Origin of the sequence: Streptomyces boncukensis (assembly GCF_011045075.1) — a bacterium.
GTDB lineage: Bacteria > Actinomycetota > Actinomycetes > Streptomycetales > Streptomycetaceae > Streptomyces > Streptomyces boncukensis.
Genome location: NZ_JAAKZZ010000045.1, coordinates 1 through 25273 on the forward strand (window position 1 = coordinate 1; position 25273 = coordinate 25273).

Annotated in this window: 20 protein-coding genes and 1 pseudogene; 8 read left to right on the plus strand and 13 right to left on the minus strand. The window is 72.7% G+C overall.

Going from position 1 to position 25273, the window contains the following annotated elements:
* Positions 1 to 54: 54 nt before the first annotated feature.
* Entirely contained in the window at positions 55 to 1563 is a 1509-nt protein-coding gene (locus tag G5C65_RS07135) for a gamma-aminobutyraldehyde dehydrogenase (RefSeq protein ID WP_165297782.1), read from the minus strand.
* Positions 1564 to 1729: 166 nt separating this feature from the next.
* Positions 1730 to 2353 carry a DUF4190 domain-containing protein gene (locus G5C65_RS07140; RefSeq protein ID WP_165297783.1) on the minus strand — a complete coding sequence of 208 codons (624 nt, stop codon included), beginning with the start codon at positions 2351 to 2353 and terminating at the stop codon, positions 1730 to 1732.
* Between the two features lie 109 nt (positions 2354 to 2462).
* On the opposite strand from G5C65_RS07140, the gene G5C65_RS07145 reads away from it, so the two are divergent.
* Positions 2463 to 3494, plus strand: coding sequence for an adenosine deaminase (locus G5C65_RS07145; protein WP_241265610.1), 1032 nt, complete (start codon positions 2463 to 2465; stop codon positions 3492 to 3494).
* Positions 3491 to 4225 carry a glycerophosphodiester phosphodiesterase gene (locus tag G5C65_RS07150; protein WP_165297785.1) on the plus strand — a complete coding sequence of 245 codons (735 nt, stop codon included), beginning with the start codon at positions 3491 to 3493 and terminating at the stop codon, positions 4223 to 4225. Before G5C65_RS07145 ends, G5C65_RS07150 begins: the two co-directional genes overlap by 4 nt.
* Before the next feature lie 100 nt (positions 4226 to 4325).
* Here the strand turns inward: G5C65_RS07150 and G5C65_RS07155 are convergent, their stop codons facing one another.
* Together G5C65_RS07155 and G5C65_RS07160 are read right to left on the minus strand one after the other, a co-directional pair.
* Positions 4326 to 4628, minus strand: coding sequence for a zinc-ribbon domain-containing protein (locus G5C65_RS07155; RefSeq protein ID WP_165297786.1), 303 nt, complete (start codon positions 4626 to 4628; stop codon positions 4326 to 4328).
* A gap of 79 nt (positions 4629 to 4707) precedes the next feature.
* A complete protein-coding gene (locus G5C65_RS07160; protein WP_165297787.1) occupies positions 4708 to 6141 on the minus strand; it encodes an aminobutyraldehyde dehydrogenase in 1434 nt (477 codons plus the stop codon).
* A 171-nt stretch (positions 6142 to 6312) separates the two neighbouring features.
* On the opposite strand from G5C65_RS07160, the gene G5C65_RS07165 reads away from it, so the two are divergent.
* The 6 genes and pseudogenes from G5C65_RS07165 (at position 6313) to G5C65_RS07190 (ending at position 14573) form a co-directional block, all read left to right on the plus strand.
* A complete protein-coding gene (locus G5C65_RS07165; protein WP_165297788.1) occupies positions 6313 to 6810 on the plus strand; it encodes an Lrp/AsnC ligand binding domain-containing protein in 498 nt (165 codons plus the stop codon).
* Positions 6795 to 8192 (plus strand): aspartate aminotransferase family protein, encoded by a 1398-nt coding sequence (locus G5C65_RS07170; RefSeq protein WP_165297789.1) that lies wholly within the window; start codon positions 6795 to 6797, stop codon positions 8190 to 8192. The genes G5C65_RS07165 and G5C65_RS07170 overlap by 16 nt, the downstream gene beginning before the upstream one ends.
* Before the next feature lie 99 nt (positions 8193 to 8291).
* Positions 8292 to 9047: pseudogene (locus tag G5C65_RS07175) on the plus strand (ABC transporter ATP-binding protein); the annotation flags it as partial.
* 275 nt (positions 9048 to 9322) lie between these two features.
* Positions 9323 to 10777 carry a hypothetical protein gene (locus G5C65_RS07180; protein ID WP_165297791.1) on the plus strand — a complete coding sequence of 485 codons (1455 nt, stop codon included), beginning with the start codon at positions 9323 to 9325 and terminating at the stop codon, positions 10775 to 10777.
* Between the two features lie 152 nt (positions 10778 to 10929).
* On the plus strand, positions 10930 to 13359 hold the full coding sequence (locus G5C65_RS40370; protein WP_165297792.1) for a LuxR C-terminal-related transcriptional regulator: 2430 nt from the start codon (positions 10930 to 10932) through the stop codon (positions 13357 to 13359).
* A 200-nt stretch (positions 13360 to 13559) separates the two neighbouring features.
* Positions 13560 to 14573 (plus strand): ATP-binding protein, encoded by a 1014-nt coding sequence (locus G5C65_RS07190; RefSeq protein ID WP_165297793.1) that lies wholly within the window; start codon positions 13560 to 13562, stop codon positions 14571 to 14573.
* A 59-nt stretch (positions 14574 to 14632) separates the two neighbouring features.
* Here G5C65_RS07190 and G5C65_RS07195 read toward each other — a convergent pair whose 3' ends face one another.
* From G5C65_RS07195 to rpsB, 9 genes are all read right to left on the minus strand, one after another.
* A complete protein-coding gene (locus tag G5C65_RS07195) occupies positions 14633 to 15661 on the minus strand; it encodes an ABC transporter ATP-binding protein (RefSeq protein ID WP_165297794.1) in 1029 nt (342 codons plus the stop codon).
* Positions 15662 to 17383, minus strand: a complete 1722-nt coding sequence (locus tag G5C65_RS07200) for an ABC transporter permease (protein ID WP_165297795.1) — start codon at positions 17381 to 17383, stop codon at positions 15662 to 15664.
* Entirely contained in the window at positions 17359 to 18438 is a 1080-nt protein-coding gene (locus G5C65_RS07205) for a thiamine ABC transporter substrate-binding protein (protein ID WP_165297796.1), read from the minus strand. Before G5C65_RS07205 ends, G5C65_RS07200 begins: the two co-directional genes overlap by 25 nt.
* A 180-nt stretch (positions 18439 to 18618) precedes the next feature.
* Positions 18619 to 19725, minus strand: a complete 1107-nt coding sequence (rlmN, locus tag G5C65_RS07210; RefSeq protein ID WP_165297797.1) for a dual-specificity RNA methyltransferase RlmN — start codon at positions 19723 to 19725, stop codon at positions 18619 to 18621.
* Positions 19726 to 19786: 61 nt separating this feature from the next.
* On the minus strand, positions 19787 to 20923 hold the full coding sequence (locus G5C65_RS07215) for a phosphatidate cytidylyltransferase (protein ID WP_165297798.1): 1137 nt from the start codon (positions 20921 to 20923) through the stop codon (positions 19787 to 19789).
* A 48-nt stretch (positions 20924 to 20971) separates the two neighbouring features.
* Positions 20972 to 21529 carry a ribosome recycling factor gene (frr, locus tag G5C65_RS07220; RefSeq protein ID WP_165297799.1) on the minus strand — a complete coding sequence of 186 codons (558 nt, stop codon included), beginning with the start codon at positions 21527 to 21529 and terminating at the stop codon, positions 20972 to 20974.
* 149 nt (positions 21530 to 21678) lie between these two features.
* On the minus strand, positions 21679 to 22431 hold the full coding sequence (pyrH, locus tag G5C65_RS07225; RefSeq protein WP_165297800.1) for a UMP kinase: 753 nt from the start codon (positions 22429 to 22431) through the stop codon (positions 21679 to 21681).
* A gap of 164 nt (positions 22432 to 22595) precedes the next feature.
* Complete coding sequence (tsf, locus tag G5C65_RS07230) at positions 22596 to 23432, minus strand: translation elongation factor Ts (protein WP_165297801.1); 837 nt, start codon at positions 23430 to 23432, stop codon at positions 22596 to 22598.
* Between the two features lie 151 nt (positions 23433 to 23583).
* Complete coding sequence (gene rpsB / locus G5C65_RS07235; protein WP_165297802.1) at positions 23584 to 24531, minus strand: 30S ribosomal protein S2; 948 nt, start codon at positions 24529 to 24531, stop codon at positions 23584 to 23586.
* Positions 24532 to 25273: the final 742 nt, after the last annotated feature.

The following is a 25273-nucleotide window of genomic DNA, read 5'->3' on the forward strand; positions in this document are numbered from 1 at the left end:
GGGAAGGAGTGGGGGTGGCAGCGGGGTCCCGGAGCGGCGCCCGGAGCGCGGCGCTCAGCCGAAGACGGTCCGGTGCCAGGGCTTTCCAGCGGCGCCCGTGATGTCGGTCATGACGTGCTTGATCTGGGTGTACTCCTCGAAGGAGTACACCGACATGTCCTTGCCGTAGCCGGACGCCCGGTAGCCGCCGTGCGGCAGCTCGCTGAGGATCGGGATGTGGTCGTTGATCCACACGCAGCCCGCCCGGATCTCCCGCGCGGCCCGGCCGGTGCGCAGCACGTCCCGGCTCCAGGCTGAGGCGGCCAGGCCGTAGGGCGTGTCGTTGGCGAGCGCGATCCCCTCGTCGTCGGAGTCGAAGGGCAGCACGGCCAGCACGGGCCCGAAGACCTCCCGCTGGACGATCTCGCTGTCCTGCGGCGCGCCCGTGACCAGGGTGGGGAGGTAGTACGCGCCCTTCGCGAGGTCGCCGCCTGGCGCTGTGCCGCCGGTGACGACGGTGGCGTACCCGCGCGCCCGGTCCACGAAGCCCGCGACCCGGTCGCGGTGCGCGTGCGAGATCAGCGGCCCCAAGTCGGTGCCGTCCGCGAACGGGTCGCCGACGCGCACCCCGGCCATCAGGTCGGCGACGGCGCCGACGAACGCGTCGTACAGCGGGCGCTGGACATACGCGCGGGTGGCGGCGGTGCAGTCCTGGCCGGAGTTGATCAGCGCCCCGGCGACAGCGCCGTGCGCCGCCGCCTCCGGGTCCGCGTCGTCGAGGACGACGAACGGGGCCTTGCCACCGAGTTCGAGGTGCAGCCGTTTCACGCCGGCCGCGGCCAGCTGCGCGACCCGCTGACCGACCGCGGTCGAACCGGTGAACGAGATCATGGACACGTCGGGGTGGCCGGCCAGCGCCTCGCCCGTCTCCGGCCCGTCGCCCGTCACCACGTTGACCACCCCGTCCGGGATGCCCGCCGCGCGCGCCGCGTCCGCGAACATCAGCGCGGTGAACGGGGTCAGCTCGGAGGGCTTCAGCACGATGGTGTTGCCCGCCGCGACGGCCGGGAGGACCTTCCAGGCGGCCATCTGCAGCGGGTAGTTCCACGGGGCGATGGAGCCGACGACGCCGAGCGGTTCGCGGCGTACGTACGAGGTGTGCTCCGCGCTGTACTCGGCGGCCGCGACTCCCGCCGGCTGCCGCGCGGCGCCCGCGAAGAAGGCGACGTTGTCGATCGAGCCAGGCACGTCGAACCCGGCCGACAGCTTCAGCGGCTTGCCGCACTGCAGCGACTCGGCGTGGACGAGCTCCCCGGTCAGCTCGCGCAGCCGGGCCGCCCAGCGGTGCATCGCGTCGGAGCGCTCGGCCGGGGTGGCGCCCGCCCACCCGGGGAACGCCCGCCGTGCCGCCGCGACGGCGCGGTCCACGTCGGCCGCGCCCGCGAGCTCGTACCCGTACACCCGCTCACCGGTGGCCGGATCGACGACCGCGTGCGGGCGGCCCGAGCCGCCGGGGGCGAGCTTCCCGGCGACGTACTGCGCACCGGCGGCGAAGCGGTCGGACACATCGAAGCGCTGGGCCATCGCGACTCCTGCCTGTCACGTTCCAGTGATGACGCACCTGTGACCTGGGCCACTGTTGGCGACTGATCCTGACAGGGGTGCCCCGTTTCAACAAGGGATTCCGTCGTTTCCTTTTAGTTACACCACGGAATCAATGGCCACACAGCGTTTCCACCGCGCCCCACGCCTAGCGGCGCGCGTCGTATGTGCTGGATCCGCCGCCCGAGCCGCCGCCTCCGGGCCCGGAGCCGTCGTCGTCCGACCCGACCGTCAGCCCCACCACCAGCAGCGCGCTGACCAGCACGGACAGACAGAGCCCGACAATGCCCAGCACGAACCCGGCGGTCGCCTGCCCCTGGCCGCCCAGCTCGCCCCGGCGCACCCGGCGCCTGGCCCGGATACCGAGGCCGAGCGCGAGGCCGGAGGTGATCACGGACAGGAAGCTCCCCCAGAGGGTGAGGATCAGCACGATCGAGACGATTCCGAGCACCATGGCGGCGGTGGACAGCCCGCTGGGCGGCGGGGGCCCCTGCCAGCCGTACGCCGCCGCGCCGTAGCCGGGCAGCCGGCCGGGGCCGGGGGCCTGGACGGGGCCGTAGGGGCTCGCGCCGGGGCCGTAGGGACCCGCAGGGCCCGCAGGGCCCGTACCGGGGCCCTGGGGGCCGTACGCTCCGTAGGTGCCGTAGGTGCCGTAGGTGCCGTACGGCGGCTGGGCGCCCGCGCCGTAGCCGCCGCCCAGGGTGCCACCGGGCGCGGGCGGTATGGGGGGCGGCACCTCGTCGGACCGCCGCTGCCGAGCCTCGCCTGCCATCGCGCCCTTCCTCCCGCCTTCGCACCTTTCCGCCCGCCCGGACCATGCTATTAGCCGCACGGACACCGGTCCTACGATGATCCGGCCACTACGAGACGGAGGCCCGCTCTTGTCCGACCTCACCGCGTTCATCGCGGGACTGCCCAAGGCCGAGCTGCATGTGCACCATGTCGGTTCCGCCTCGCCCCGCATCGTCGCCCAGCTCGCCGAGCGGCACCCGGGTTCACGGGTCCCCGCCGACCCCGAGGCCCTCGCCGAGTACTTCACCTTCACCGACTTCGCGCACTTCATCGAGGTCTATCTCTCGGTGGTCGACCTGATCCGGGACGCCGAGGACGTCCGCCTGCTGACGTACGAGATCGCGCGCGACATGGCCCGCCAGCAGATCCGCTACGCCGAGCTGACGGTCACCCCCTACAGCTCCGTGAAGCGGGGCATCCCGGACGCGGCCTTCCTGGAGGCCATCGAGGACGCGCGGACGGCCGCGGAGCGCGAGCTGGGTGTGGTGCTGCGGTGGACCTTCGACATCCCCGGCGAGGCGGGGCTGGAGGCCGCCGAGGTGACCGCGCGGATGGCGACGGAGCTGGCCCCGGAGGGGCTGGTGGCGTTCGGCCTCGGCGGGCCCGAGGTCGGCGTGGAGCGCCCGCAGTTCAAGCCGTACTTCGACCGCGCCCTCGCCGCCGGGCTGCACAGCGTGCCGCACGCGGGCGAGACCACGGGCCCCGGCACGGTGTGGGACGCGCTCACCGCGCTGCGCGCCGAGCGCATCGGCCACGGCACCAGCGCGGTCCAGGACCCGGCGCTGCTGCGGCACCTGGCGGAGCGCGGGATCCCGCTGGAGGTGTGCCCGACCTCGAACGTCGCCACCCGCGCCGTCGCGGACCTGGAGAGCCACCCCCTCGCCGACATGGTGAAGGCCGGCGTGCTCGTCACCATCAACAGCGACGACCCGCCCATGTTCGGCACCGACCTGAACGGCGAGTACGCCATCGCGGCCCGGCTGCTGGGCCTCGACGCGGCGGGCGTCGCCGCTCTCGCGCGGAACGCCGTGGACGTGTCGTTCCTCGACGCGGCGGGCAGGGCTCGGCTGAACGCCGAGATCGACGCCCATCTGGCGGACTGGCAGCGGCACGAGCGATGAGGAGCGGTCAACTGAACACCCCGAACGCCCCGAGCACCCCCTGCGCCGCACGGAACGGAGCGACGGGAGTCACCGCCGTCGCGCACCGCGGTGCCCCCTATGCGGCGCGCGAGAACACCCTGGCGTCCTTCCGCGCGGCCGTCGCCGCCGGTGCGGACGCCGTGGAGCTGGACGTACGGCTGACCCGCGACGGGGTGCCGGTCGTGCTGCACGACCGCACGCTGGAACGGCTGTGGGGCCACGACGTGCCCCTCGCCCGGCTGACCGCCGAGCAGCTCGCAGGAACGGCGCCCGGCGTTCCCACCCTCGCCGCGGCCCTGGAGGTCACGCGGGACGTGCGCACCCTGGTGGACCTGCCCGACCCGGCCGCGGCGCCTGCCGCCGTCGCCGCCGTACGCGACGCGGGCGCCGGGGAGCGGGTCTACTACTGCGGCGGGCCGCGCGCGATGCGGGCGGTGCGCACTGCCGACCCGGCGGCCGAGCTGGCGCTGACCTGGAACCGGGCAGCGCCTGTCCGGGCCACGCTGCTGGACGAGCTGCGCCCGCGCTGGCTCAACTACCGCTTCGGTCTGGTCACCGGAGCGCTCGTCGCCTGGGCGCACGGGGAGGGCTATCTGGTCTCCGCCTGGACCGCCGACTGGCCGCGCACCATGCGCCGCCTGGCGGGGCGCGGCGTCGATGCCATCACGACGAACGATGTCACCCGCCTGCTCCGCACTGTCACCCGCTGACGGTGCGGAGCTCGTTCGGGAGGTGTGCGTGTGACGTCCGCGCGTGACGTCCGCGCGGACGCCCGCGCCTAGGGGAGCCCTGCTCGCAGAGCGGAACCGCTCAGCCCGGCTGGTTGCCCGCGTACGGGTTGCCGGACGGCACACCGGGCTGCCCCGGCCCCGGCTGGCTCTGCTGCGCCGTCCACGCCTCCGCGTTCTCCTTCGACACCTCGCTCATCCCCCCGCAGAACGTGCACTGCAGCGTGTGCTTCGCGGGCGTGACGGGGAAGAGCGGAATGAAGAACAGCGAGAACTTGGTCACCTTCTTGCGCAGCGCGTGCGCGGCCGGGTTCCCGCAGAACGCGCAGAGCAGGTTCAGCATGGCGAGCTGAACGACCTTGCTGCTGGTGCCGAATATGAGCACGGCGTGCCCCTTCCCCGTGTGGTGCTGTGGTCGGCCACAGCTAACCACCGGCCGGGGCAGGGGCGACAGCCGCTCCGTGTCACAAAGCCGTCATGACGTGCTTGACGCGGGTGTAGTCCTCCAGCCCGTACATCGACAGGTCCTTGCCGTAGCCCGACTTCTTGAAGCCGCCGTGCGGCATCTCGGCGACGAGCGGGATGTGCGTGTTGATCCACACGCAGCCGAAGTCGAGGGCCTTCGACAGCCGCATGGCCGTGCCGTGGCTGGTGGTCCACACGGAGGACGCGAGGGCGTACTGCACGTCGTTCGACCACGCGACCGCCTGGGCCTCGTCGGTGAACTTCTGCACGGTGATGACGGGCCCGAAGACCTCGTTCTGGATGATCTCGTCGTCCTGCCTGAGGCCGGACACGACGGTGGGCGCGTAGAAGTAGCCCTTCTCGCCGACCCGCTCGCCGCCCGCCTCGACCTTGGCGTGGGCGGGGAGGCGGTCGATGAAGCCCGCGACCTTCTCCAGGTGGTCCGGGTTGTTCAGCGGGCCGTAGAAGCAGTCCGGGTCGCCGAGGTCGCCGGTCTTCACCTCGGCGGCGGCCTGCGCCAGGGCGCTGACGAACTCCTCGTACACGCCCTCCTGGACGAGCACGCGGGTGGCGGCCGTGCAGTCCTGCCCGGCGTTGAAGAAGCCGCCGTCCCGGATGCCCTCGACGGCGGCCGGGATGTCCGCGTCGTCGAAGACCACGCACGGCGCCTTGCCGCCGAGCTCCAGGTGGACGCGCTTGAGGTCCTTGGCGCCGCTGGCCGCCACCTCGCCGCCCGCGCGCACGGAGCCGGTGATGGAGGCCATCGCGGGCGTGGGGTGCTCGACCATCAGGCGGCCGGTGTCGCGGTCGCCGCAGACGACGTTGAAGACGCCCCGGGGGAGGATCTCGCCCATGACCTCGGCCAGGAAGACCGTGGAGGCGGGCGTGGTGTCGGAGGGCTTGAGCACGACGGTGTTCCCCGCGGCCAGCGCGGGAGCGAACTTCCAGACGGCCATCATCGCCGGGTAGTTCCACGGGGCGACCTGGGCGCAGACGCCGAGCGGCTCGCGCCGTACGAAGGAGGTGAGCCCCTCCATGTACTCCCCGGCGGACTTGCCGTCCAGCATCCGCGCGGCGCCCGCGAAGAAGCGGATCTGGTCGAGCATCATCGGCAGCTCCTCCTGCCGGGTCAGCTCCAGGGGCTTGCCGCAGTTCTCGCACTCGGCGGCCAGCAGCTCGTCCTGGCGGGCCTCCAGCGCGTCGGCGATCTTCAGCAGCGCCGTCTGCCGTGTGCCGGGGGTCGCGTCGCGCCAGGCCGGGAAGGCGGCTTCGGCAGCGGCCATCGCGGCGTCGACGTCCGCCGTGCCGGAGAGCGGCGCGGTGGCGTACGACTCCCCGGTCGCCGGGTTGACCACCTGTGTGGTCCGGCCGTCCACGGCGTCCCTGAACTCCCCGTCGATGTAGTTGCGCAGCCGACGCGGCTCAGTGGTCACTTCGCACCCCTCCTGCTCCGTTGTCCAATGGATGAGACCGCCACCTTAACCGGCATCGCAACGTTTTCGATACACCTGACCCCCTAGAACGACGAAATCAGTTCTCTATCGCCTTCATCACTTCGGATTGCATTGCTAACGGGTTGCAGGACAGATGATGTCTCATGCACAGTGAGGAGCGTGGCTCGCGACTCGAAGAACACGAACGGCGACAGGTACGCGCCCGGCCTGGACGAGGTCTCCCTGGCGATCATCGAACAGCTCCAGGAGGACGGACGCCGGCCGTACGCGGCGATCGGCAAGGCCGTCGGCCTGTCCGAGGCGGCGGTGCGGCAGCGCGTCCAGAAGCTCCAGGAGCAGGGCGTGATGCAGATCGTCGCGGTGACGGATCCGCTCACCGTCGGCTTTCTGCGCCAGGCGATGCTCGGAGTGACCGTCGACGGCGACGTCGAACCGGTGGCCGACGCGCTCGCCGAGATCGACGAGGTGGACTACGTCGTCATCGCGGCGGGCTCGTTCGATCTGCTCGTCGAGGTCGTGTGCCAGGACGACGAACACCTTCTCGATCTCATCAACAAGCGTATCCGGGCCCTCCCGGGCGTGCGCTCCACCGAGAGCTTCGTCTACCTCAAGCTGCGCAAGCAGACCTACACATGGGGAACGCGATAACAGTGAGCAAGGACAGCCGGAACACCCAGGACCTCTCCAGGACCGCTCACGACCACCTGTGGATGCACTTCACCCGCATGTCGTCGTACGACAGGGCACCAGTTCCGACCATCGCCCGCGGCGAGGGCACCTACATCTTCGACACGGACGGCAGGCGCTACCTCGACGGCCTCTCCGGACTCTTCGTCGTGCAGGCCGGACACGGCCGCGCCGAGCTGGCCGAGGCCGCCACCAAGCAGGCCCAGGACCTCGCCTTCTTCCCCATATGGTCCTACGCCCACCCCAAGGCCGTGGAGCTGGCCGAGCGGCTGGCCCACTACGCCCCGGGCGACCTGAACAAGGTGTTCTTCACCACCGGCGGCGGCGAGGCCGTCGAGACCGCCTGGAAGCTCGCCAAGCAGTACCACAAGCTCACCGGCAACCCGCTGAAGCACAAAGTGGTCTCCCGCGCGGTCGCCTACCACGGCACCCCGCAGGGCGCCCTGTCCATCACCGGGCTGCCCGCCCTCAAGGCCCCGTTCGAACCGCTGGTGCCGGGCGCCCGCAAGGTGCCGAACACCAACATCTACCGCGCGCCGGTGTACGGCGACGACCCCGCGGCCTTCGGCCGCTGGACCGCCGACCAGATCGAGCAGCAGATCCTCTTCGAGGGGCCGGAGACGGTGGCCGCCGTCGTCCTGGAGCCCGTGCAGAACGCGGGCGGCTGCTTCCCGCCGCCGCCCGGCTACTTCCAGCGGGTGCGCGAGATCTGCGACCAGTACGACGTGCTGCTGGTCTCCGACGAGGTCATCTGCGCCTTCGGCCGGCTGGGCACGATGTTCGGCTGCGACAAGTTCGGCTACGTCCCGGACATCATCACCTGCGCCAAGGGCATGACCTCCGGCTACTCCCCCATCGGCGCCGCGATCGTCTCCGACCGGATCGCCGAGCCGTTCTGGAAGGGCGACAACACCTTCCTGCACGGCTACACCTTCGGCGGCCACCCCGTGTCCGCCGCCGTCGCGCTCGCCAACCTGGACCTCTTCGAACGCGAAGGGCTCCCCCAGCACGTCCTCGACCACGAGGCGGCCTTCCTGAGCACCCTCCAGAAGCTGCGGGACCTGCCGATCGTGGGCGACGTGCGGGGCAACGGCTTCTTCTACGGCATCGAGCTGGTCAAGGACAAGTCGACCAAGGAGACATTCACCGAGGAGGAGTCCGAGCGGGTGCTCTACGGCTTCCTCTCCCAGGCGCTCTTCGACGCCGGTCTGTACTGCCGCGCCGACGACAGGGGCGACCCGGTGGTGCAGCTCGCCCCGCCGCTCGTCTCGGACCAGAAGGTCTTCGACGAGGCCGAGCAGATCCTGCGCTCCGTTCTGACGGAGGCATGGACGAAGCTGTAGCCCCTTTGGCTCCACCGCTTCAGTGACCGAAGCCCTTCCCTCTCGTTCACCCGACAGGGGGAAGGGCACAGCGGCGCACGAACAAGCGGAGGTACCCCCATGGCCGCCCCACCCGACAACGACGTGCTGTGGGCACGAGGGCTGCACTACGCCTATGACGACGGTTCGCCCGCACTGCGGGGCGTGTCCCTCGGCGTGCGGGAGGGTGAGATCCTCGCCGTCACCGGGGCCCGCGGCTGCGGTAAGACGACACTGCTGCGCTGCCTGTCCGGGCAGACGCTCCCGGCCTCCGGCGAGGTCTGGTTCAACAGCGTCCCGGTACACACCCTGAACCTGGACGTGCGCGAGCGGCTCCGGCGGGACAGGTTCGGCTGGATCGACAGCACCCCGCAGCTCGTACCCGAACTGACGGTGTGGGAGAACGCCGCGCTGCCCCTGCTGCTGCGCGGCAGCCCGCACCGCATCGCGCGCAGGACCGCGCACGAGTGGCTGGAGCGGCTCGACGTCGGCGGCTGCGCCCGCAGGCGGCCCGCCGAGCTCGCCCAGGCGCAGCGCCAGCGGGTGGCCGTCGCGCGGGCGCTGGTCCACGCCCCCGCCGTGCTGTTCGCCGACGAGCCCACAGCGCCGCTGCACGAGCCGCACCGCGCCCAGGTGCTGCGCACCCTCGGCGCGGCGGCCCGGTCGCACGGCATCACCGTCGTACTGGCCACACACGACAGCCCACCGGACGGCGCCGGCACGGCGCTCGCCGACCGCACACTCGCCCTGGCCGACGGCCGCCCGGCACGCTCCCGCCCGGCCGCCTCGCGGGAAGCCCCGGGGGACGGCGGAGCGGACACCGGAGGGGCGGAGGGCCCCGGGGACTCCGGGGGCTCCCGGGGCTCCGGGAGCCCGGGGCGTCCCGAGGATCCCGAAGGACCCGACGGACCCGCAGGCCCCGGGGAGAGCCGCCGGGGTTCCGGGGACGCGGACGGCTCCGGCGATCCGGAAGGCGCCGGGAACCCGGAAGGCGCCGGAGGCGCCCGGGGCTCCCGGCGCGAGGAGGGCACGGAGGCGGACCCGGCGGCGGACCCGGCGGCGGCCCACAGCGGCAGGGGACGGTCGGCGGGGGAAGCGAAGGGCCGTACGGCGTGCTCGCTCTCCGCCTAGCCCGCGGCTCGCATCCCCTCGCCCTGCTCCGCGGGACCGCCCTGGTCTGCGCCTCGGCGGGGGTCGGCGGCCTGCTGCTCACCACGCTCGGCCACGCACTGGCGCACCCCGGCCAGCCGCGCGAGTCGCTCGCCCGGCTGCTGTGGTGCCTGGTGCCGCTCGCGTTCACCGCCGCGCTGGCCGGGACGCTCGCCCGTACGGACCCCGCGGACGCGACCCGTGCCGGGCTGACCTCGGCCGGGCTCGGGCCCGCCCGGCTGCCCCTGCTCACGGCCGCCGGCACGGCGCTGTGGTGCGCCCTGGGCAGTGTGCTGGCGCTGCTCGCGCTGGGGCTCTCGCGCGCGGGCACCCGCGGGCTGCCGCTGCCCGGCAGGGCAGGCGCCGTGCCCCTCCCGGCGCAGTCGCTGCCGCTGCCCGCCAGCCTGACGCTGCTGTGCGCCGTTCCGCTCGCCGCCGGGGCCGCGGCGGGCTGGGCCGCCCTGACGGCCACCGCACGGCCGCCGGGGCGCGTCCGGCGCCTCCTGCGCGCCGGTTACCGGCGCTCCGCCTGCCCTGCCGGTCCAGCGGGCGGGGATGTCACCGGTGCGGCGCCGGAGGGCGCGTCCCGCACCGCGCACGGAGTTCCGGCCTGCTACGCCCCCGTCACCGGTCGCGACCGGCCGCGGCGCGCCCACGGGCCGCGGCACACCCGCGCGCGGTGGCGTGCGGGCGGCGGCGCCCTCGCCCCGGTGACAGTGGCGGGGCCGGTGACGGTGACCGGGGCGGTGACGGGGGCGGTGACGGGGCGCAGGGCACGGCCGCGACCCCGGGCGCGGGCACAGCCGGTCCGGCCCGTCCTGGGCGGCACGCTGACCGGGTGCGGGCTGCTGGCCGCCGGGCTCGCGCTGGCGGCCGGAGGCGGGCGGCTGGGGCTGCCGCCCCTCGGCGGGTGGCCGCTGGCCGCGCTCGGCCTGGTCCTGGCCGGTCCCGGCCTCGTCCACGTCACGGGCCTGCTGCTCGCGGCCCGGCGTCCCGGCCCGGTCCGGCTGCTGTCCGGACGGCGGCTGCAGCGGGAGGCGCCGTGCGTGGGGCGGCCCCTGGGCGCGCTGTGCGCTGTGCTCTCCGGCACGCTGGCCGGCGCGGCGGCGTACCGGACGTCAGGGCGCGGAGCGGGAGAGCTGCCGGGGCTGCCCGGTCTGCCGGGGCCGCCCGGCGCGCTCACCGCGCTCGGCGGGGCCGTCGTGCTGGGCTGTGTGGCCGTCAGCGCGCTGCTCGCGGTGGTGCGGGCCCGGCACGCCCGCGCGGGCCGCGCGGCGGTCCTCCTGCGGCTCGGCGCTTCCCGGCGGCTGCGGTGGCGCACCGCGCTGCTGCGGACGGCCGTGCTGGCGACCGTGCTGGCGGCGGTCACCGCGCTCCTCGCCGCAGCGCTGGCCGGGCTCGTGCCGCCGCGCGCCTGATGTGCGCCCCGGCCCGCCCCGGACGGTGGCGCGCGGCGGGACGTGACGGAGCGCGGCGCACCGCGCTCGCCGAACGCCCCTTACCACACGTAGTGAAACACGTACCCTGTGGCAGGAGACGGTGCGTGGATCGGCCGGGAGGGGCGGTAGCCGTGCCATTCAGTTTCAGCGGACGGCGGAGTGGACAACTCCCCGCGGAGGTCACCAGTTTCGTCGGACGCACGGCGGAACTGGACGACCTGCGGGGCATGCTGGAGGCGGCCCGGCTGGTCACGCTCACCGGGCCGGGGGGCGTCGGCAAGACCCGGCTGGCCCTCCAGGCGGCCCGGCTGTGCGGCGAGCAGTACGCGCACGGCGTGCGGCTGGTCGAGCTGTCCGGGCTGAAGGACCCGGAGCTGCTGCCGCACACGGTGTCCGCCGCACTGGACATACCCGAACAGACCGCGCGCCCCCAGATCGACGTGGTGGTGGAGTACCTCGCCGAACGTGAGCTGCTGCTGATCCTGGACACCTGCGAGCACGTGCCGGACGCGTGCGCGCTGCTGGCCGACCTGCTGCTGCCCGAGGCCCCGGGGCTGACCGTACTGGCGACGAGCAGACAGCCGCTCGACGTGCCGGGCGAGCACGTGCTGTCCGTTCCGCCGCTCCCCGTGTCCAGCGACGCCCGGCAGCCGGGCGGCGACGCGCTCAGACTGTTCGCCGAGCGTGCCGCGGCAGTCGTCCCCGGCTTCACCCTGACCGACACCAACCGGCAGGCCGCACGGGCGCTCTGCCGGCGCCTGGACGGCATCCCGCTGGCGATCGAGCTGGCCGCCGTACGGCTGCGCGCCCTCCCGCTGGACGAGCTGGCCGAGCGGCTGGGCGACACGTTCGCGCTGCTGGCCGGGGGACGGCTGACCACGCTGAGCCGCCACCAGACGCTGCGCACCACCATCGGCTGGAGCCACGAGCTGTGCACCCCGCCCGAACGGCTGCTGTGGGCGCGGCTGTCGGTCTTCTCGGGAGCCTTCGACCTGGCCGCCGTCGAGGAGGTGTGCGCGGACGCCGAACTCCCCGCCGGCGAGGTCGTGCAGCACCTCATCAGCCTCGTCGACAAGTCGGTCGTGCTCCGTACCGAGCGGCGCGGGGCCACCCGCTACCGGCTGCTGGACACCATCCGCGAGTACGGCGCCGAGTGGCTGGAGTCGCTGGGTGAGACGACGGCCTACCGGGACCGCCTCGTCACCTGCTGCCACCGCCGGCTGCGGCACTTCGAGGAGCGCTTCGCGTCCGACGAGCAACTGCCCCTGTACCGCGCCCTGGCGGCCGACCGGGACAACCTCCGCGCGGCCCTGGAGTACGCCGCGGAGCGCCCGGCACCGCCCGGACCGGCGCCCGGCCCGCTGGCGCTCACCGCTTCCATGTGGTCGTACTGGGCGTGCGGCGGACTGCTCACCGAGGCCCGCTACTGGATGGACAAGGCCCTGGCCCTCGCTCCGGCCCACCGTCCCGACGGCAGCGCCGGGCACGCGTCCGACCGCGCCAAGACACTGACCTGGTACGGCCTGTTCAGCATCATGCAGGGCGCCCACGAGAGCGCGCTGGAGCCACTGCGCGAGGCGCACGGGATCGCCAGGGAGCTGGACGACCCGCTGCTGACCGCCTGGGCGGTCGGTTTCGAGGGCGCCGCGCTCACCTACCGCGGCGAGCACGAGCGCGCGCTGGCGATGACCGACGAGGCAGTCGCCATCCTGGAGCAGTCCGGCGACCATCTGACGTGCGTCATGGCGTGCTACGCGAAGGGCTTCGCCTACGCCCTCGCCGCCCGCCCCGACGAGGCGGTCGAGGCGAGCGAGAAGGGGCTGCGACTGCTCGGCAGCGCGAGCCAGGAGCGCTGGAACCAGGGCTATCTCTATCTGGTGAAGAGCTTCGGGCACATCCTGCGCGGCGAGCGCGAGGCGTGCGCTGCGGCGGCCCGGCGCGCCCTCCTCCTCAAGAGCGAGATCGGCGACGTCATGGGCGTCGCCTACAGCCTCAGCCTGCTGGCGTGGGTGTCCCAGCAGCAGGGCCGGAACCGCCGCGCCGCCTGGCTGTACGGCGCCATGATGGGGCACTGGCGGATGTGCGGGGACTCCACGTTCGGCGGCATCGCCGCGCTCCAGCTGATCTGCGAGTCGGTGGCCGAGGCCGTGCGCCAGGAGATCGGCACGGAGGCGTTCGTGCGTGCCGTCGGGCAGGGCGAGCTCCTGTCCATGGAGGCGGCCGTGCGGCTCGCCGACAGCGATATGGACAGCCTGCCGACAGCGCCGCGGCAGGCGGTCGGCAAGGGCGCCCGGCGGCGCGGCGGGACGGAGCCCGGAGCGGGCGACCGCACCGGCACGGCGTCGCTCACCCGGCGGGAGCGGGAGGTGGCCGAACTCGTCGCCGAGGGACTGTCCAACAGGGAGATCTCCGAACGGCTCGTCGTCTCCAAGCGCACCGCCGACGCGCACGTCGAGCACATCCTCTCCAAGCTCGGCTTCTCCTCCCGCGCCCAGATCGCCGCCCTGCTGAACGAGTCGGAAACGCGCGGCGCCCCCGCCACACCCCGCTCCCCCACCTAGGGAGTGCCCTGCGGATCCCGCGGGGCCGGGGCTGCCCCATGCGCTCACCGCCGGGTGCGCGCGATCCGCGGGGTGCACGCGATCCGCAGGCCGCGCGATTTCCGTATACCTACGTCCCGCGGACACCGATTCCGGGACACCCCTCGCGGCACGACGCTGAGTACTCACGGACGAGTCAGCACGCGGAGGCGGATGTGGTCATGGCAGGGATCTTCGACTGTGAGGCCGACGGCCCGCCGGACGGCGGGAGCCGGGACCTCATCGGCCGCAGTTGGGAGTCCGCTGAGCTGTCCCGGCTGCTGAAGCGGTCGCGGCTGGTGACGGTGGTGGGGCTCGGCGGGGCGGGCAAGAGCGCGCTCGCCGCGGATGCCGCCCACCGGATCGCGCGAACGTGCGCCCCGGTCGTGGCGGTCGACATGTCCGGGGCGCACGGTGTCGGGCAGGTGTTCCAGGCGCTCAGCCGCACCTCCGGGGACCACGAGACGCTCCTCGTGCTGGACAACTGCGAGCGCCTGCTGGCCGCGTCGGCCCGTGCGCTGGGCCAGTTGCTCGGCGAAGCGACGGGCGTCACGGCCCTGGTCACCTCTCGGCGGAGACTGGGCACGGCGGGCGAGGCCGTACTGCCGCTCGGGCCGCTGCGGCTGGACGACGCCGTGCGGCTGCTGGCCCTGCGCGCCCGGCAGCTGGGGGTGCGGCTGAGCGGCGGGGAGGAGGAGCGGGTGACGGCGGGCCGGATATGTCTGCGGCTCGACTGCCTTCCGCTCGCGATCGGCCTGGCGGCCGGTCAGCTCACCGGGCACACGCCGCGCGAGCTCCTGGTCCGTCTCTCCGACGCCGAGGCGTCCCTCGCCCTGTCGGGCGGCCCCGAGGTGCCCGAGCGGCACCGCACCCTGCGGCACTGCCACGGCCGCAGCCACGAGCTGTGCCTGGCGCAGGAGCGGCTGCTGTGGGCGCGGCTGAGCGCGTTCGGCGGCACGTTCACCCGCCTCGCGGCGGAGAAGGTGTGCGCGGACGAGCAGCTGCCCGTCGAGGCGATCGGCCACGCCCTGGACGGCCTCACCGCGCAGGGCCTGCTGAGCCGGGTGAACCACCGCGCCGAGCTGCTCCGCATGCCGCGCACCGTGCAGGACTACGGTGCGGAGTGGCTGGCCCGGCTGGGTGAGGAGACCCGCCTGCTGGAGCGCGTCCTCCTCTGGTCCCGCGGCCTGCTCTGATCCGTATCGGAGCGCTGCGGACAGACCGCGGCGGGCTCCCGTACGCCGTGCGGGAGCACCTACCCCGCCAGCGGGACGACCTCGGCGGGATCGAAGAGGGCACCGACCTCGGCGCCCTCCTCCGGGGCCTCGCGCAGCGAACACGCCGCCTCCAGCGCAGGCCCGCTCTCGGGCCGGAGCAGGACCGTGACCGAGGACCCGCTGCCACCGCGGAAGCTGCGGGCCTCCACGGTGCAGCGCAGCCCCTCGCCGGGCCCCGTGAGGCGGACGCCGGTGGGGCGGATGAGCACCCGGTCCGCGTCCGGAGACGTGCCGGCCGGCAGGGCGACCTTGCCCCAGGCGGTCTCCGCCGCGTCCGCGCGCACCGTCGCCGGGACCACGTTGTCGAAGCCGAGGAAGCGGGCGACGAACTCCGAGGCCGGGCGCTGCCACACCGCCAGCGGCGTGCCGGTCTGGGCCACCCGCCCGTCCCGCATGACCACCACGCGGTCGGCGAGCGCGAACGCCTCGCCCTGGTCGTGCGTCACGGCGAGCACGGTCGTGCCCAGCCGGTGGAAGAGGCCGCGCAGTTCGACGACGAGCCGCTCGCGCAGGCTGCGGTCGAGCTGGCCCAGCGGCTCGTCCAGCATCAGCAGCCGCGGCCGCGGCGCCAGGGCGCGGGCCAGCGCGACCCGCTGCTGTTCGCCGCCGGAGAGCGTGGTGACGGCGCGCCGCTCGGCGCCCGGCAGGCCGACCAGCGCGAGCAGTTCGGCGACCCGCGCCCGCGCAGCGGACCTGCCCATACCGTGCATCCGCAGCCCGAAGGCCACGTTGCCGCCGACATCGCGCTGCGGGAACAGCTGGTGGTCCTGGAACATCAGCCCGACGCCGCGCTTGTGCGGCGGCACCCCCGCCTGGTCGCGCCCGGACAGCAGCACCCGTCCGGAGTCGGCCCGCTGCAGCCCGGCGACGACGCGCAGCAGCGTGGACTTGCCGCTGCCGCTGGGGCCGAGCACACAGACGGTCTCCCGCTCGGCGACGTCCAGCCCCACCGCGTCCAGCGCGGTGCGGTCGCCGAAGCGGACGGTGACCTCGTCCAGTCGCAGCATCTAGAACTCCCCCGCGCTGTCGGTCCGTACGCGCTCCAGCGCGAGCAGCGTGGCCGCGCACACGAGCATCAGAATGGTGCTGAGGGCCATCGCCTGCCCGTAGTTCATCTCGCCGGCCCGCCCGAGCAGCCGGGCCACCGCCATCGGGAGGGTCGGCCGGTCCGGACGGGCGATGAAGACCGTGGCCCCGAACTCCCCCAGCGACACCGCGAACGCGAACCCCGCCGCGATCAGCAGCGCGCGCCGCACCAGCGGGAAGTCCACCTCGCGCCAGGCCCGCAGCGGCGAGGCGCCCAGCACGGCGGCCGCCTCGCGCAGCCGTACGTCCACGGCGCGCAGCACCGGCAGCATGGTGCGGACGACGAACGGCACGCCGACCAGCGCCTGCGCGAGCGGGACCAGGATCCAGGAGGACCGCAGGTCCAGCGGCGGCTCGTCCAGGGCGATGAGGAAGCCGAAGCCGACGGTGACGGCCGATGTGCCCAGGGGCAGCATCAGCAGCGCGTCGAAACCGCGCACCAGGCGGCCCGCGCGCCGGGTGAGCGCGGCGGCGGCCAGGCCGCCCACCAGGAGGGCGATAAGGGTGGCGACGGCGGCGTAGGCCAGCGAGTTCCCGATGGCCGCCGCCGGGGCGACCACGAACGTGGCACTGTCCGACTGCGCGGACAGCGCCCGGAAGAAGGCGAAGCCGTAGCCGTCCGGTCCGTTGAGAGCACGCTCGACAAGGACGCCGAGGGGCGCCAGGAGCAGCAGCAGGGTCGGCACCAGGACGCCGTACAGTGCCGCCCACTGCGCGGCGCCGGACGGGCGGTGCGCGGTGCTGTCGGCGGGGACCAGGCTGAGCGCCGACTCGCGCTTGCGTACCGACCAGGCGTGCACGGCCAGCAGCGCGGCCACGGCGGCGAACTGGGTGAGCGTCAGCACGGCGGCGGCGGGCAGGTCGAGCAGGGTGGCGGTCTGCCGGTAGATCTCCACCTCCAGCGTGGCGTACCGGGGCCCGCCGAGCACCTGGATGACGCCGAAGCTGGTGAAGGTGAACAGGAAGACGATCAGCGCGGCCGCGCCCAGCGACGGCGCGAGCGCGGGCAGCGTGACACGGCGCCACGCGCTCAGCCGCCCCGCGCCCAGCACCCGCGCGGCCTCCTCCTGGCGCGGGTCGAGCTGGGCCCACAGGCCGCCGACGGTGCGCAGCACGACCGCGTAGTTGAGGAAGACGTGCGCCAGGAGGATGGCCCATACGCTGGTGTCGAGCCGTACCCCGAACCACTCGTCGAGCAGCCCGCCGCGTCCCGCCAGCGCCAGGAACGCCGAGCCCACGACGACGGTCGGCAGCACGAAGGGCACGGTGGCGACGGCGCGCAGCAGCCGTTTGCCGGGGAAGTCCAGCCGCGCGAACACGTAGCAGCCCGGCAGGGCGAGCGCCAGGGTGAGGCCCGTGGAGGCCGCCGCCTGCCACAGGGAGAACCACAGCACGTGCAGTACGTCGGGGTCGCCCAGGACCTGTCCCACCCGGGCGAACTGCCAGTGCCCGCCCTCGCGCAGGCCCCGCCCGACGATGGCCGCGACCGGGTAGCCGAAGAAGACCGCGAAGAACGCGGCGGGGACGGCCATCAGTCCGAGCCGCACCCAGACGCTCCGGCCGTCACTCCGGCCGCCGCCACGGCCGCCGCCCCCGCCGAGGGGAGCGCGCGGGGCGGCTACTTCACGGCGAGTGAGGTCCATGTCTTGACCCACTGCTCACGGTTCTTGGCGATCCGGCCGGGCGCCATGGTGGCGGGATCCTCGATCCGCTCGCCGTACTTGGTGAACAGCTCCGGCAGCTTGGTGCCCTCGCGCACCGGGTTGACGAACATCGTGAGCGGCATGTCCCGCTGGAACTCCTCGCTCAGCAGGAAGTCCAGCAGCGCCTTGCCGCCCTCGGGGTTCCGCGCGCCCGTCAGCAGCCCGGCGAACTCGGTCTGCCGGAAGCAGGTGCCCTTGGCGACGCCGGTCGGCGCCTGCTCCGGCTGCGGCTTCACGCCCTGCACCTCGACCGGCGGGCTGGAGGCGTAGGAGACGACCAGCGGCTTGTCGCCCTTGCCCTTGCCGCCGCGGGAGGCGGTGAAGCGGTCGTTGTACGCCTGCTCCCAGCTGTCGACGACCTCGACGCCGTTGGCCCTGAGTTTCTTCCAGTAGTCCTGCCAGCCCTTGCCTCCGTAGCTGTCGACGGTGGCGAGCAGGAAGCCGAGACCGGGCGAGGAGTTCGCCGCGTCCTCGGTGACCAGGAGGTTCTTGTACGCGGGCTTGACCAGGTCGGCGAGGCTGCGCGGCGGTGCGAGCTTCTTGTCGGCGAACCACTTGCGGTCGTAGTTCACGCAGATGTCGCCCGTGTCGACGGGGGTGACCCGGTGCTTGTCCGCGTCGAGCTGGTACGCGCGGGGCACCCTGCCGAGCCCCTTGGCCTTGTAGGAGGCGAAGACGCCCGCGTCCAGCGGGCGGGAGAGCAGGGTGTTGTCGACGCCGAAGAGGACGTCGCCCTGCGGGTGGTCCTTGCTGAGCACCGCCTGGTTGACCGTGGCGCCCGCGTCGCCGCCGCGCAGCACCTTGACCTTGTACCCGGTCTGCCGGGTGAACTCCTTGAGCACCTTCTTGGACGCCGCGAAGGAGTCGTGGGTGACGAGGGTGACCGTCTTGGTGTCTTTCCCGCTGTCGTCCGAACCGCCGCAGGCGGTGGCGACGAGAGCGAGGGCGAGGACCGAGGTGGTGGCGGCAGCGGCACGCCGCGCATGCGTGTTCATCGTGTGCGTCGACTTCCTACCCGGCATGACCCGGGCGAGGTTCGAGGGTCTGCGGTGCCGCGTACGTGCCGTACGCCGTCCGCACTCTCAGCGCTGTGCGCGCTCCCCTGTCGGATGTTCGGTTGCGGGACCCCTGACGCGTCCCTGTTCGAACACTACCAGCCGGCGATCAGCCCCGGTTCAGCGCTCGGTCGCCGCGAGCTGTCCGCAGGCGCCGTCGATCTCCTGCCCGCGGGTGTCCCGCACGGTCACCGGCACGCCGTGCGACTCCAGGACGCGCACGAACTCCGCCTCGTCCTCGGGCCGGGAGGCCGTCCACCGGGAGCCCGGGGTGGGGTTGAGCGGGATGAGGTTGACGTGCACACGCTTCCCCTTGAGCAGCCGGCCCAGCAGGTCGGCACGCCACGCCTGGTCGTTGATGTCCTTGATGAGGGCGTACTCGACGGAGACCCGGCGGCCGGACTTGGCGGCGTACTCCCAGGCAGCGTCCAGTACCTCGCGCACCTTCCACCGGGTGTTCACGGGCACCAGGGTGTCGCGCAGCTCGTCGTCCGGGGCGTGCAGGGAGACGGCGAGACGGCACTTGAGGCCCTCGTCGGCGAACCGCAGCATCGCCGGCACCAGACCCACCGTGGAGACGGTGATCCCGCGCTGCGACAGCCCGAGCCCGTCCGGCTCCGGGTCCGTCAGCCGCCGGATGGCGCCGACGACCCGCTTGTAGTTCGCGAGGGGCTCGCCCATCCCCATGAAGACGATGTTCGACAGCCGGGCCGGCCCGCCCGGGACCTCGCCGTCCCGCAGGGCGCGGATTCCGTCGACGATCTGGTGCACGATCTCGGCGGTGGACAGATTGCGGTCCAGCCCGGCCTGGCCCGTCGCACAGAACGGACAGTTCATACCGCAGCCCGCCTGCGAGCTGATGCACATGGTGACCCGGTCCGGATAGCGCATCAGCACCGACTCGACCAGCGTCCCGTCGTGCAGCCTCCACAGCGTCTTGCGGGTGGTGTCGTCGTCGCAGCTGATGTGCCGCACCACCGTCATCAGGTCCGGCAGCAGCTCGGACGCCAGCCTGTCGCGGGAGGCGGCCGGGATGTCCGTCCACTGCTCCGGGTCGTGCGCCAGCCGGGCGAAGTAGTGCTGGGACAGCTGCTTGGCGCGGAAGGGCTTCTCACCGGCCGCGACGACCGCCTCACGGCGCTCCTGGGGAGTGAGGTCGGCGAGGTGCCGGGGCGGCTTCTTGGCGCCGCGGGGCGCGACGAACGTGAGTTCTCCAGGTGCAGGCATAACCTCACCAGTGTCGCAGAACGGCGCGCGGTTCGGCTCCGCCGGTGTGCGGCGGCCCGGGTCAGCCCGACCCGACGAACACCACGAACAGCAGCCAGGCCACCGGCGCGGTCGGCAGCAGGGAGTCGAGCCGGTCCATGATGCCGCCGTGGCCCGGCAGCAGCGTGCCCATGTCCTTGATGCCGAGGTCCCGCTTCATCATCGACTCGCCGAGGTCACCGAGCGTGGCGGTCACCGCGACGGCCAGCCCGAGCAGCAGCCCCTGCCACCAGGTCCCGTCGTCGATCAGGTACACGCTGCACAGCGCCCCCGCGCCCATGGCGAAGGCCACAGCGCCGGCCAGGCCCTCCCGGGTCTTCCCCGGGCTGATCCGGGGCGCCAGCTTGCGGGAGCCGAAGCGCCAGCCCACCGCGTACGCGCCGGTGTCGCTGACCACCGTCAGGATCAGGAAGGTCAGCACCCGCCAGGGGCCGTCGTCCGCCGCCAGCATCAGCGCGACGAAGGTGGCCAGGAAGGGTACGTAGAAGGCGGCGAAGACGCCCGCCGTGACATCCCGCAGATACTCCTGCGGCGACTCCGTCATGCGCCAGACCAGCACCGCGAGCGCCGTGAGCGCCATCGCGACCCAGGCCCCCTCCGCGCCCCGCACATATCCGGCGACGGTCATCGCGGCGCCGCCCACCGCGAGCGGCACCAGGGGGGCACGGATTCCCTTGCGCTCGTTCAGCCGGGACGTCAGCTCCCACAGGCCGACCACGACGGCGACGACGATCACTCCGACGAAGACCGGCTTGTAGAGGAAGAGCGAGGCCAGGATCACCGCTCCCAGCCCGAGACCCACTCCGATGGCCGCACGCAGGTCACGTCCCGCCCGCTTGTCGGCCTTGCCGCCGGCGGGCGCCGGCGCGGACGCGGGGGGACGGGCTTCCCGGCGCTCCTCGGCGCCGTCAGGACCGCCGGAGCCTCCGGGGCTGCCGGAACCGCCAGGGCTGCCGGAGCCGCCGGCGCCGGTCCCGTGGTCGCCGGGGTCGGACACAGTGGGCATAGGCCGAGTCTGCGACACATCGCCGCCTGCGTCGTGCCCGGCGAGCCGCCCGGCGTCACGCGGGGGAGCCGCGCCGGACAGGGCGGGCCCCTGCTCAGGAGAGCCCCAGTAGCCCGCGCTCGGTTGCGGCGCCCCCCAGGTTGAATCGTTCACGGATCGCAGCCTTCGACCTCGGACCTCGGAACTCGGGACAGTGGCGGCTCAGACTTCGAGCAGTTCGGCTTCCTTGTGCTTGAGCAGCTCGTCCACCTGAGCGACGTACTTCGCCGTGGTGTCGTCCAGCTCCTTCTCGCCCCTGCGGCCCTCGTCCTCGCCGACCTCGCCGTCCTTGACGGCCGCCTCCAGCGTCTCCTTGGCCTTGCGGCGGATGCTGCGGATCGAGATCTTCGCGTCCTCGCCCTTGGTCTTGGCGACCTTGATGAACTCCCTGCGGCGCTCCTCCGTCAGCTCCGGGAACGTCACCCGGATGATGTTGCCGTCGTTCGACGGGTTCACCCCCAGGTCGGAGTCGCGGATGGCCTGCTCGATGTTGCGCAGCGCGCTCTTGTCGAACGGAGTGACCACCGCCATCCGGGGCTCGGGCACCGAGAACGACGCCAGCTGGTTGATGGGCGTCATCGTGCCGTAGTACTCCGCCACGATCTTGTTGAACATCGCCGGGTGCGCACGGCCGGTGCGAATAGCGGCGAAGTCCTCCTTGGCGACGACGACCGCCTTCTCCATCTTTTCCTCGGCTTCGAGGAGGGTCTCTTCGATCACCACGTGCTCCTGGTTCGATGAATGAGCCTGACTGCTTCATCCGGGGCAGTGCCGCGGAGCGGCGCGCCGTACACCGGCCCCGGTCCCCGCAGTGCCCTGATGCCTGCACGGTGTCCGACCGGCAGGCTGTTGTCCATCCCCGTACCGGGTCAGTCCCGAGTGCCCTGGTTGCTCACCAGGGTGCCGATCTTCTCACCCTTCACCGCACGGGCGATATTGCCCTCCGCCAGCAGCTCGAAGACGAGGATGGGCAGCTTGTTGTCGCGGCAGAGCGTGATCGCGGTCATATCGGCGACCTTGAGGTCCCGGGTGATGACCTCGCCGTACTCCAGCGCGTCGAACTTCACGGCCGCCGGGTTCCGCGCCGGGTCGGAGTCGTAGACCCCGTCCACACCGTTCTTGCCCATCAGCATCAGCTCGGCGTTGATCTCCAGAGCCCGCTGCGCCGCCGTGGTGTCGGTGGAGAAGTAGGGCATGCCCATGCCCGCGCCGAAGATCACGACGCGCCCCTTCTCCAGGTGCCGTACGGCACGCAGGGGGATGTACGGCTCCGCGACCTGGCCCATGGTGATGGCGGTCTGGACGCGGGAGTCGATGCCCTCCTTCTCCAGGAAGTCCTGGAGCGCGAGACAGTTCATCACCGTGCCGAGCATGCCCATGTAGTCCGAGCGCGCCCGGTCCATGCCGCGCAGCTGCAGCTCCGCACCGCGGAAGAAGTTGCCGCCCCCGATCACGACCGCGATCTCCGCGCCGTCCCGGACGACCGCGGCGACCTCCCGGGCCACCTTGTGCACGACGTCGGGGTCGACACCGAGTCCGCCGCCTCCCGAGAACGCCTCGCCGGAGAGCTTCAGCAGAAAGCGCCGGCGGCGGCCGCTGTCTTTGTCGGTGTCATTGCTCATGGAGATCTCCTCGTGCACATACGAAGGAGGCCACTGCCGTCGGACCTCTCGGTTCCCTCTGCGGCAATGGCCTCCTCGTCACAACTGCCCTGTGCCCGACCTTATCGGGCCCGGACCGGTTCCGGCGCACCGAACCGGCCCGCGGGATACGTCAGGGGCGGCCGTCAGGCGCCGACGCGGAAGCGGGCGAACCGCTTCAGGGTGACACCGGCCTCGTTCAGCACCTGCTGAACGGTCTTCTTGTTGTCCTTCGCGAAGGGCTGCGCCAGCAGGGTGTTCTCCTTGAAGAAGCCCTTGACCCGGCCCTCGACGATCTTCGGCAGGGCGGCCTCCGGCTTGCCCTCCTCCTTGGCGGTCTCCTCGGCGATGCGGCGCTCGTTGGCGACGACGTCGGCCGGAACCTCGTCCTCGGTGAGGAACTTCGGACCGAACGCGGCGATGTGCTGCGCGATGTCCTTGGCCGTGTCGGCGTCCGCCTTGTCCAGCTCCACCAGCACGCCGACCTGCGGGGGCAGGTCCGGGCTGGTGCGGTGCAGGTACGAGGCGACATACGCGCCGGAGAACTGCGCGAAGCGGTCCAGCACGATCTTCTCGCCGAGGGTGGCGTTGGCCTCGTCGACGAACGCCTGCACGGTCTTGCCGGCCTCGATCTCGGAAGCGAGCAGCGCCTCGATGTCGGCCGGGGCGGTCGCCTCGACGTGCGCGGCGATGGCCTCGGCGACGGCCAGGAACTTCTCGCCCTTGGCGACGAAGTCCGTCTCGCACTTCAGCTCGACGAGCACACCGGCGGAGTTGTCGTCGGTGATCCGGACGACGACCGCGCCGTTCTCGGCCGTACGGCTCTCGCGCTTGGCGACGCCCTTCTGCCCCTTGACGCGCAGGATCTCAACGGCCTTGTCGACGTTGCCCTCGGCCTCGTCCAGCGCCTTCTTGCAGTCCATCATGCCGGCGCCGGTGAGCTCGCGGAGCTTCTTGACGTCGGCGGCGGAGTAGTTCGCCATGGCGATGATTCTCTCTCGAAAAGTCGATGCGTCGGTGGTGTGGGATCGGTCTGCGGCGCATCCGCGCACGCGGGGCCCACGGGCGTACGGCGGGGGCGCCCGGCCCCCGCCGTATCGACACCGCGGCCACGCGGAACCCGCGCGGGAGCGGTCAGCCCTGCTCGGTCTGCTCAGCCTGCTCGGTCTGCTCTGCCTGCTCCGCGTCCGCGGCCTGCTCGGTCTCGGCGGACTTCTGCGTCTCGGCCTCGGCGGCCGACTCGTCCGTGGCGGTGACCTGCTCGGCGGGCTCCGCGGGCTTCTCGGACTGCTCGGGCTGCTCGCCCTTCTCGCCCTCCAGGAGCTCGCGCTCCCACTCGGCCAGCGGCTCACCGGCGGCCTTCTCGCCCTTGCCCTCGCCGGAGCCGCCGGACGAGCGGGCGATGAGGCCCTCGGCGACCGCGTCGGCGATCACACGGGTGAGGAGGGTGACGGAGCGGATCGCGTCGTCGTTGCCCGGGATCTTGTAGTCGACCTCGTCCGGGTCGCAGTTGGTGTCCAGGATCGCGACGACCGGGATGTTCAGCTTGCGGGCCTCGCCGACGGCGATGTGCTCCTTCTTGGTGTCCACGATCCAGACGGCGCTGGGCACCTTCTGCATCTCGCGGATACCGCCGAGGGTCTTCTCCAGCTTGGCCTTCTCGCGGGAGAGGACGAGCAGCTCCTTCTTGGTGAGGCCGGAGGCGGCCACGTCCTCGAAGTCGATCTGCTCCAGCTCCTTGAGGCGCTGCAGCCGCTTGTAGACCGTCGAGAAGTTGGTCAGCATGCCGCCGAGCCAGCGCTGGTTGACATACGGCATGCCCACGCGGGTGGCCTGCTCGGCGATGGCCTCCTGGGCCTGCTTCTTGGTGCCCACGAACATGATGGAGCCGCCGTGCGCGACGGTCTCCTTGACGAACTCGTAGGCGCGGTCGATGTACGACAGCGACTGGAGCAGGTCGATGATGTAAATGCCGTTGCGCTCGGTGAAGATGAAGCGCTTCATCTTCGGGTTCCAGCGGCGGGTCTGGTGCCCGAAGTGGACGCCGCTCTCCAGCAGCTCCCGCATCGTGACGACGGCCATGGCCGTTCTCCTTGAATTGCTCGGTTGTCATCAGCGGCGGCCGGACGCCACCGCTTGCCTGACGCCCCGGGCGCGCTGCCCGGGCCCGACGACGGAGCAGGCGGAGCCGTCCGGCGGTCGTTCCCAGGACCGAGATGCGCGGCCACCGGGTGAGGGTGGCGGGGCGTGCGAAGTCAGCCCGGTCACCCGGGCCGCACCAAGAGTGTACGGGACCCGGGAAGCGGGCTGTGTCCTGCGGACGAGAGCGGACGGCGGGGACCCGGCGTGGCCCCGGCGTGGACAGTGCCGCCTCCCACGGGAGAGTGACGGGTTTCTCCACAACTGGCGAGTTACCCACAGCTTTCGCCCATGATCCCCGAGCTTCAGCGCGGCACGGCACGGTACGGACATGGAGTCGCAGAGCGGACACGGAGCGTACAGATTCACCGGGCCCCGGGCCCTGTTCACGAGGTGCACGAGGCTCACGAGGTGCACGAGGCTCACGAGCGCAGAGCACCATCGTGCCCCGTCAGGGGCGCGTGACCCGTGTCCCTTGCCGCAGACTGCGACGCGCGGCAAGGGGCAGTCCCGGCCCGGCACGATCCGCCGGACACGGCCCAGCGGCGCCCCGGCTCCGGCACGATCCGCCGGTGCCACCCGCGCCCGATCCCCAGCACACCGCGCGGCGATGCTGTGTGCGGCGGCTCTGTGCACGGCGATGCTGTGCGCGGCCGCGCTCCTCACTGCCCCCGCCGCCCTCGCC

What these genes read in the sequence shown, in the direction of transcription:
- G5C65_RS07135 (WP_165297782.1), bottom strand. Translation starts at nt 1,563, where the DNA reads ATGGCCCAGCGCTTCGATGTGTCCGACCGCTTCGCCGCCGGTGCGCAG.
- G5C65_RS07140 (WP_165297783.1), bottom strand. Translation starts at nt 2,353, where the DNA reads ATGGCAGGCGAGGCTCGGCAGCGGCGGTCCGACGAGGTGCCGCCCCCC.
- G5C65_RS07150 (WP_165297785.1), top strand. Translation starts at nt 3,491, where the DNA reads ATGAGGAGCGGTCAACTGAACACCCCGAACGCCCCGAGCACCCCCTGC.
- G5C65_RS07170 (WP_165297789.1), top strand. Translation starts at nt 6,795, where the DNA reads ATGGGGAACGCGATAACAGTGAGCAAGGACAGCCGGAACACCCAGGAC.
- G5C65_RS07190 (WP_165297793.1), top strand. Translation starts at nt 13,560, where the DNA reads ATGGCAGGGATCTTCGACTGTGAGGCCGACGGCCCGCCGGACGGCGGG.
- G5C65_RS07195 (WP_165297794.1), bottom strand. Translation starts at nt 15,661, where the DNA reads ATGCTGCGACTGGACGAGGTCACCGTCCGCTTCGGCGACCGCACCGCG.
- G5C65_RS07200 (WP_165297795.1), bottom strand. Translation starts at nt 17,383, where the DNA reads ATGGACCTCACTCGCCGTGAAGTAGCCGCCCCGCGCGCTCCCCTCGGC.
- G5C65_RS07205 (WP_165297796.1), bottom strand. Translation starts at nt 18,438, where the DNA reads ATGAACACGCATGCGCGGCGTGCCGCTGCCGCCACCACCTCGGTCCTC.
- rlmN (WP_165297797.1), bottom strand. Translation starts at nt 19,725, where the DNA reads ATGCCTGCACCTGGAGAACTCACGTTCGTCGCGCCCCGCGGCGCCAAG.
- pyrH (WP_165297800.1), bottom strand. Translation starts at nt 22,431, where the DNA reads ATGAGCAATGACACCGACAAAGACAGCGGCCGCCGCCGGCGCTTTCTG.
- tsf (WP_165297801.1), bottom strand. Translation starts at nt 23,432, where the DNA reads ATGGCGAACTACTCCGCCGCCGACGTCAAGAAGCTCCGCGAGCTCACC.
- rpsB (WP_165297802.1), bottom strand. Translation starts at nt 24,531, where the DNA reads ATGGCCGTCGTCACGATGCGGGAGCTGCTGGAGAGCGGCGTCCACTTC.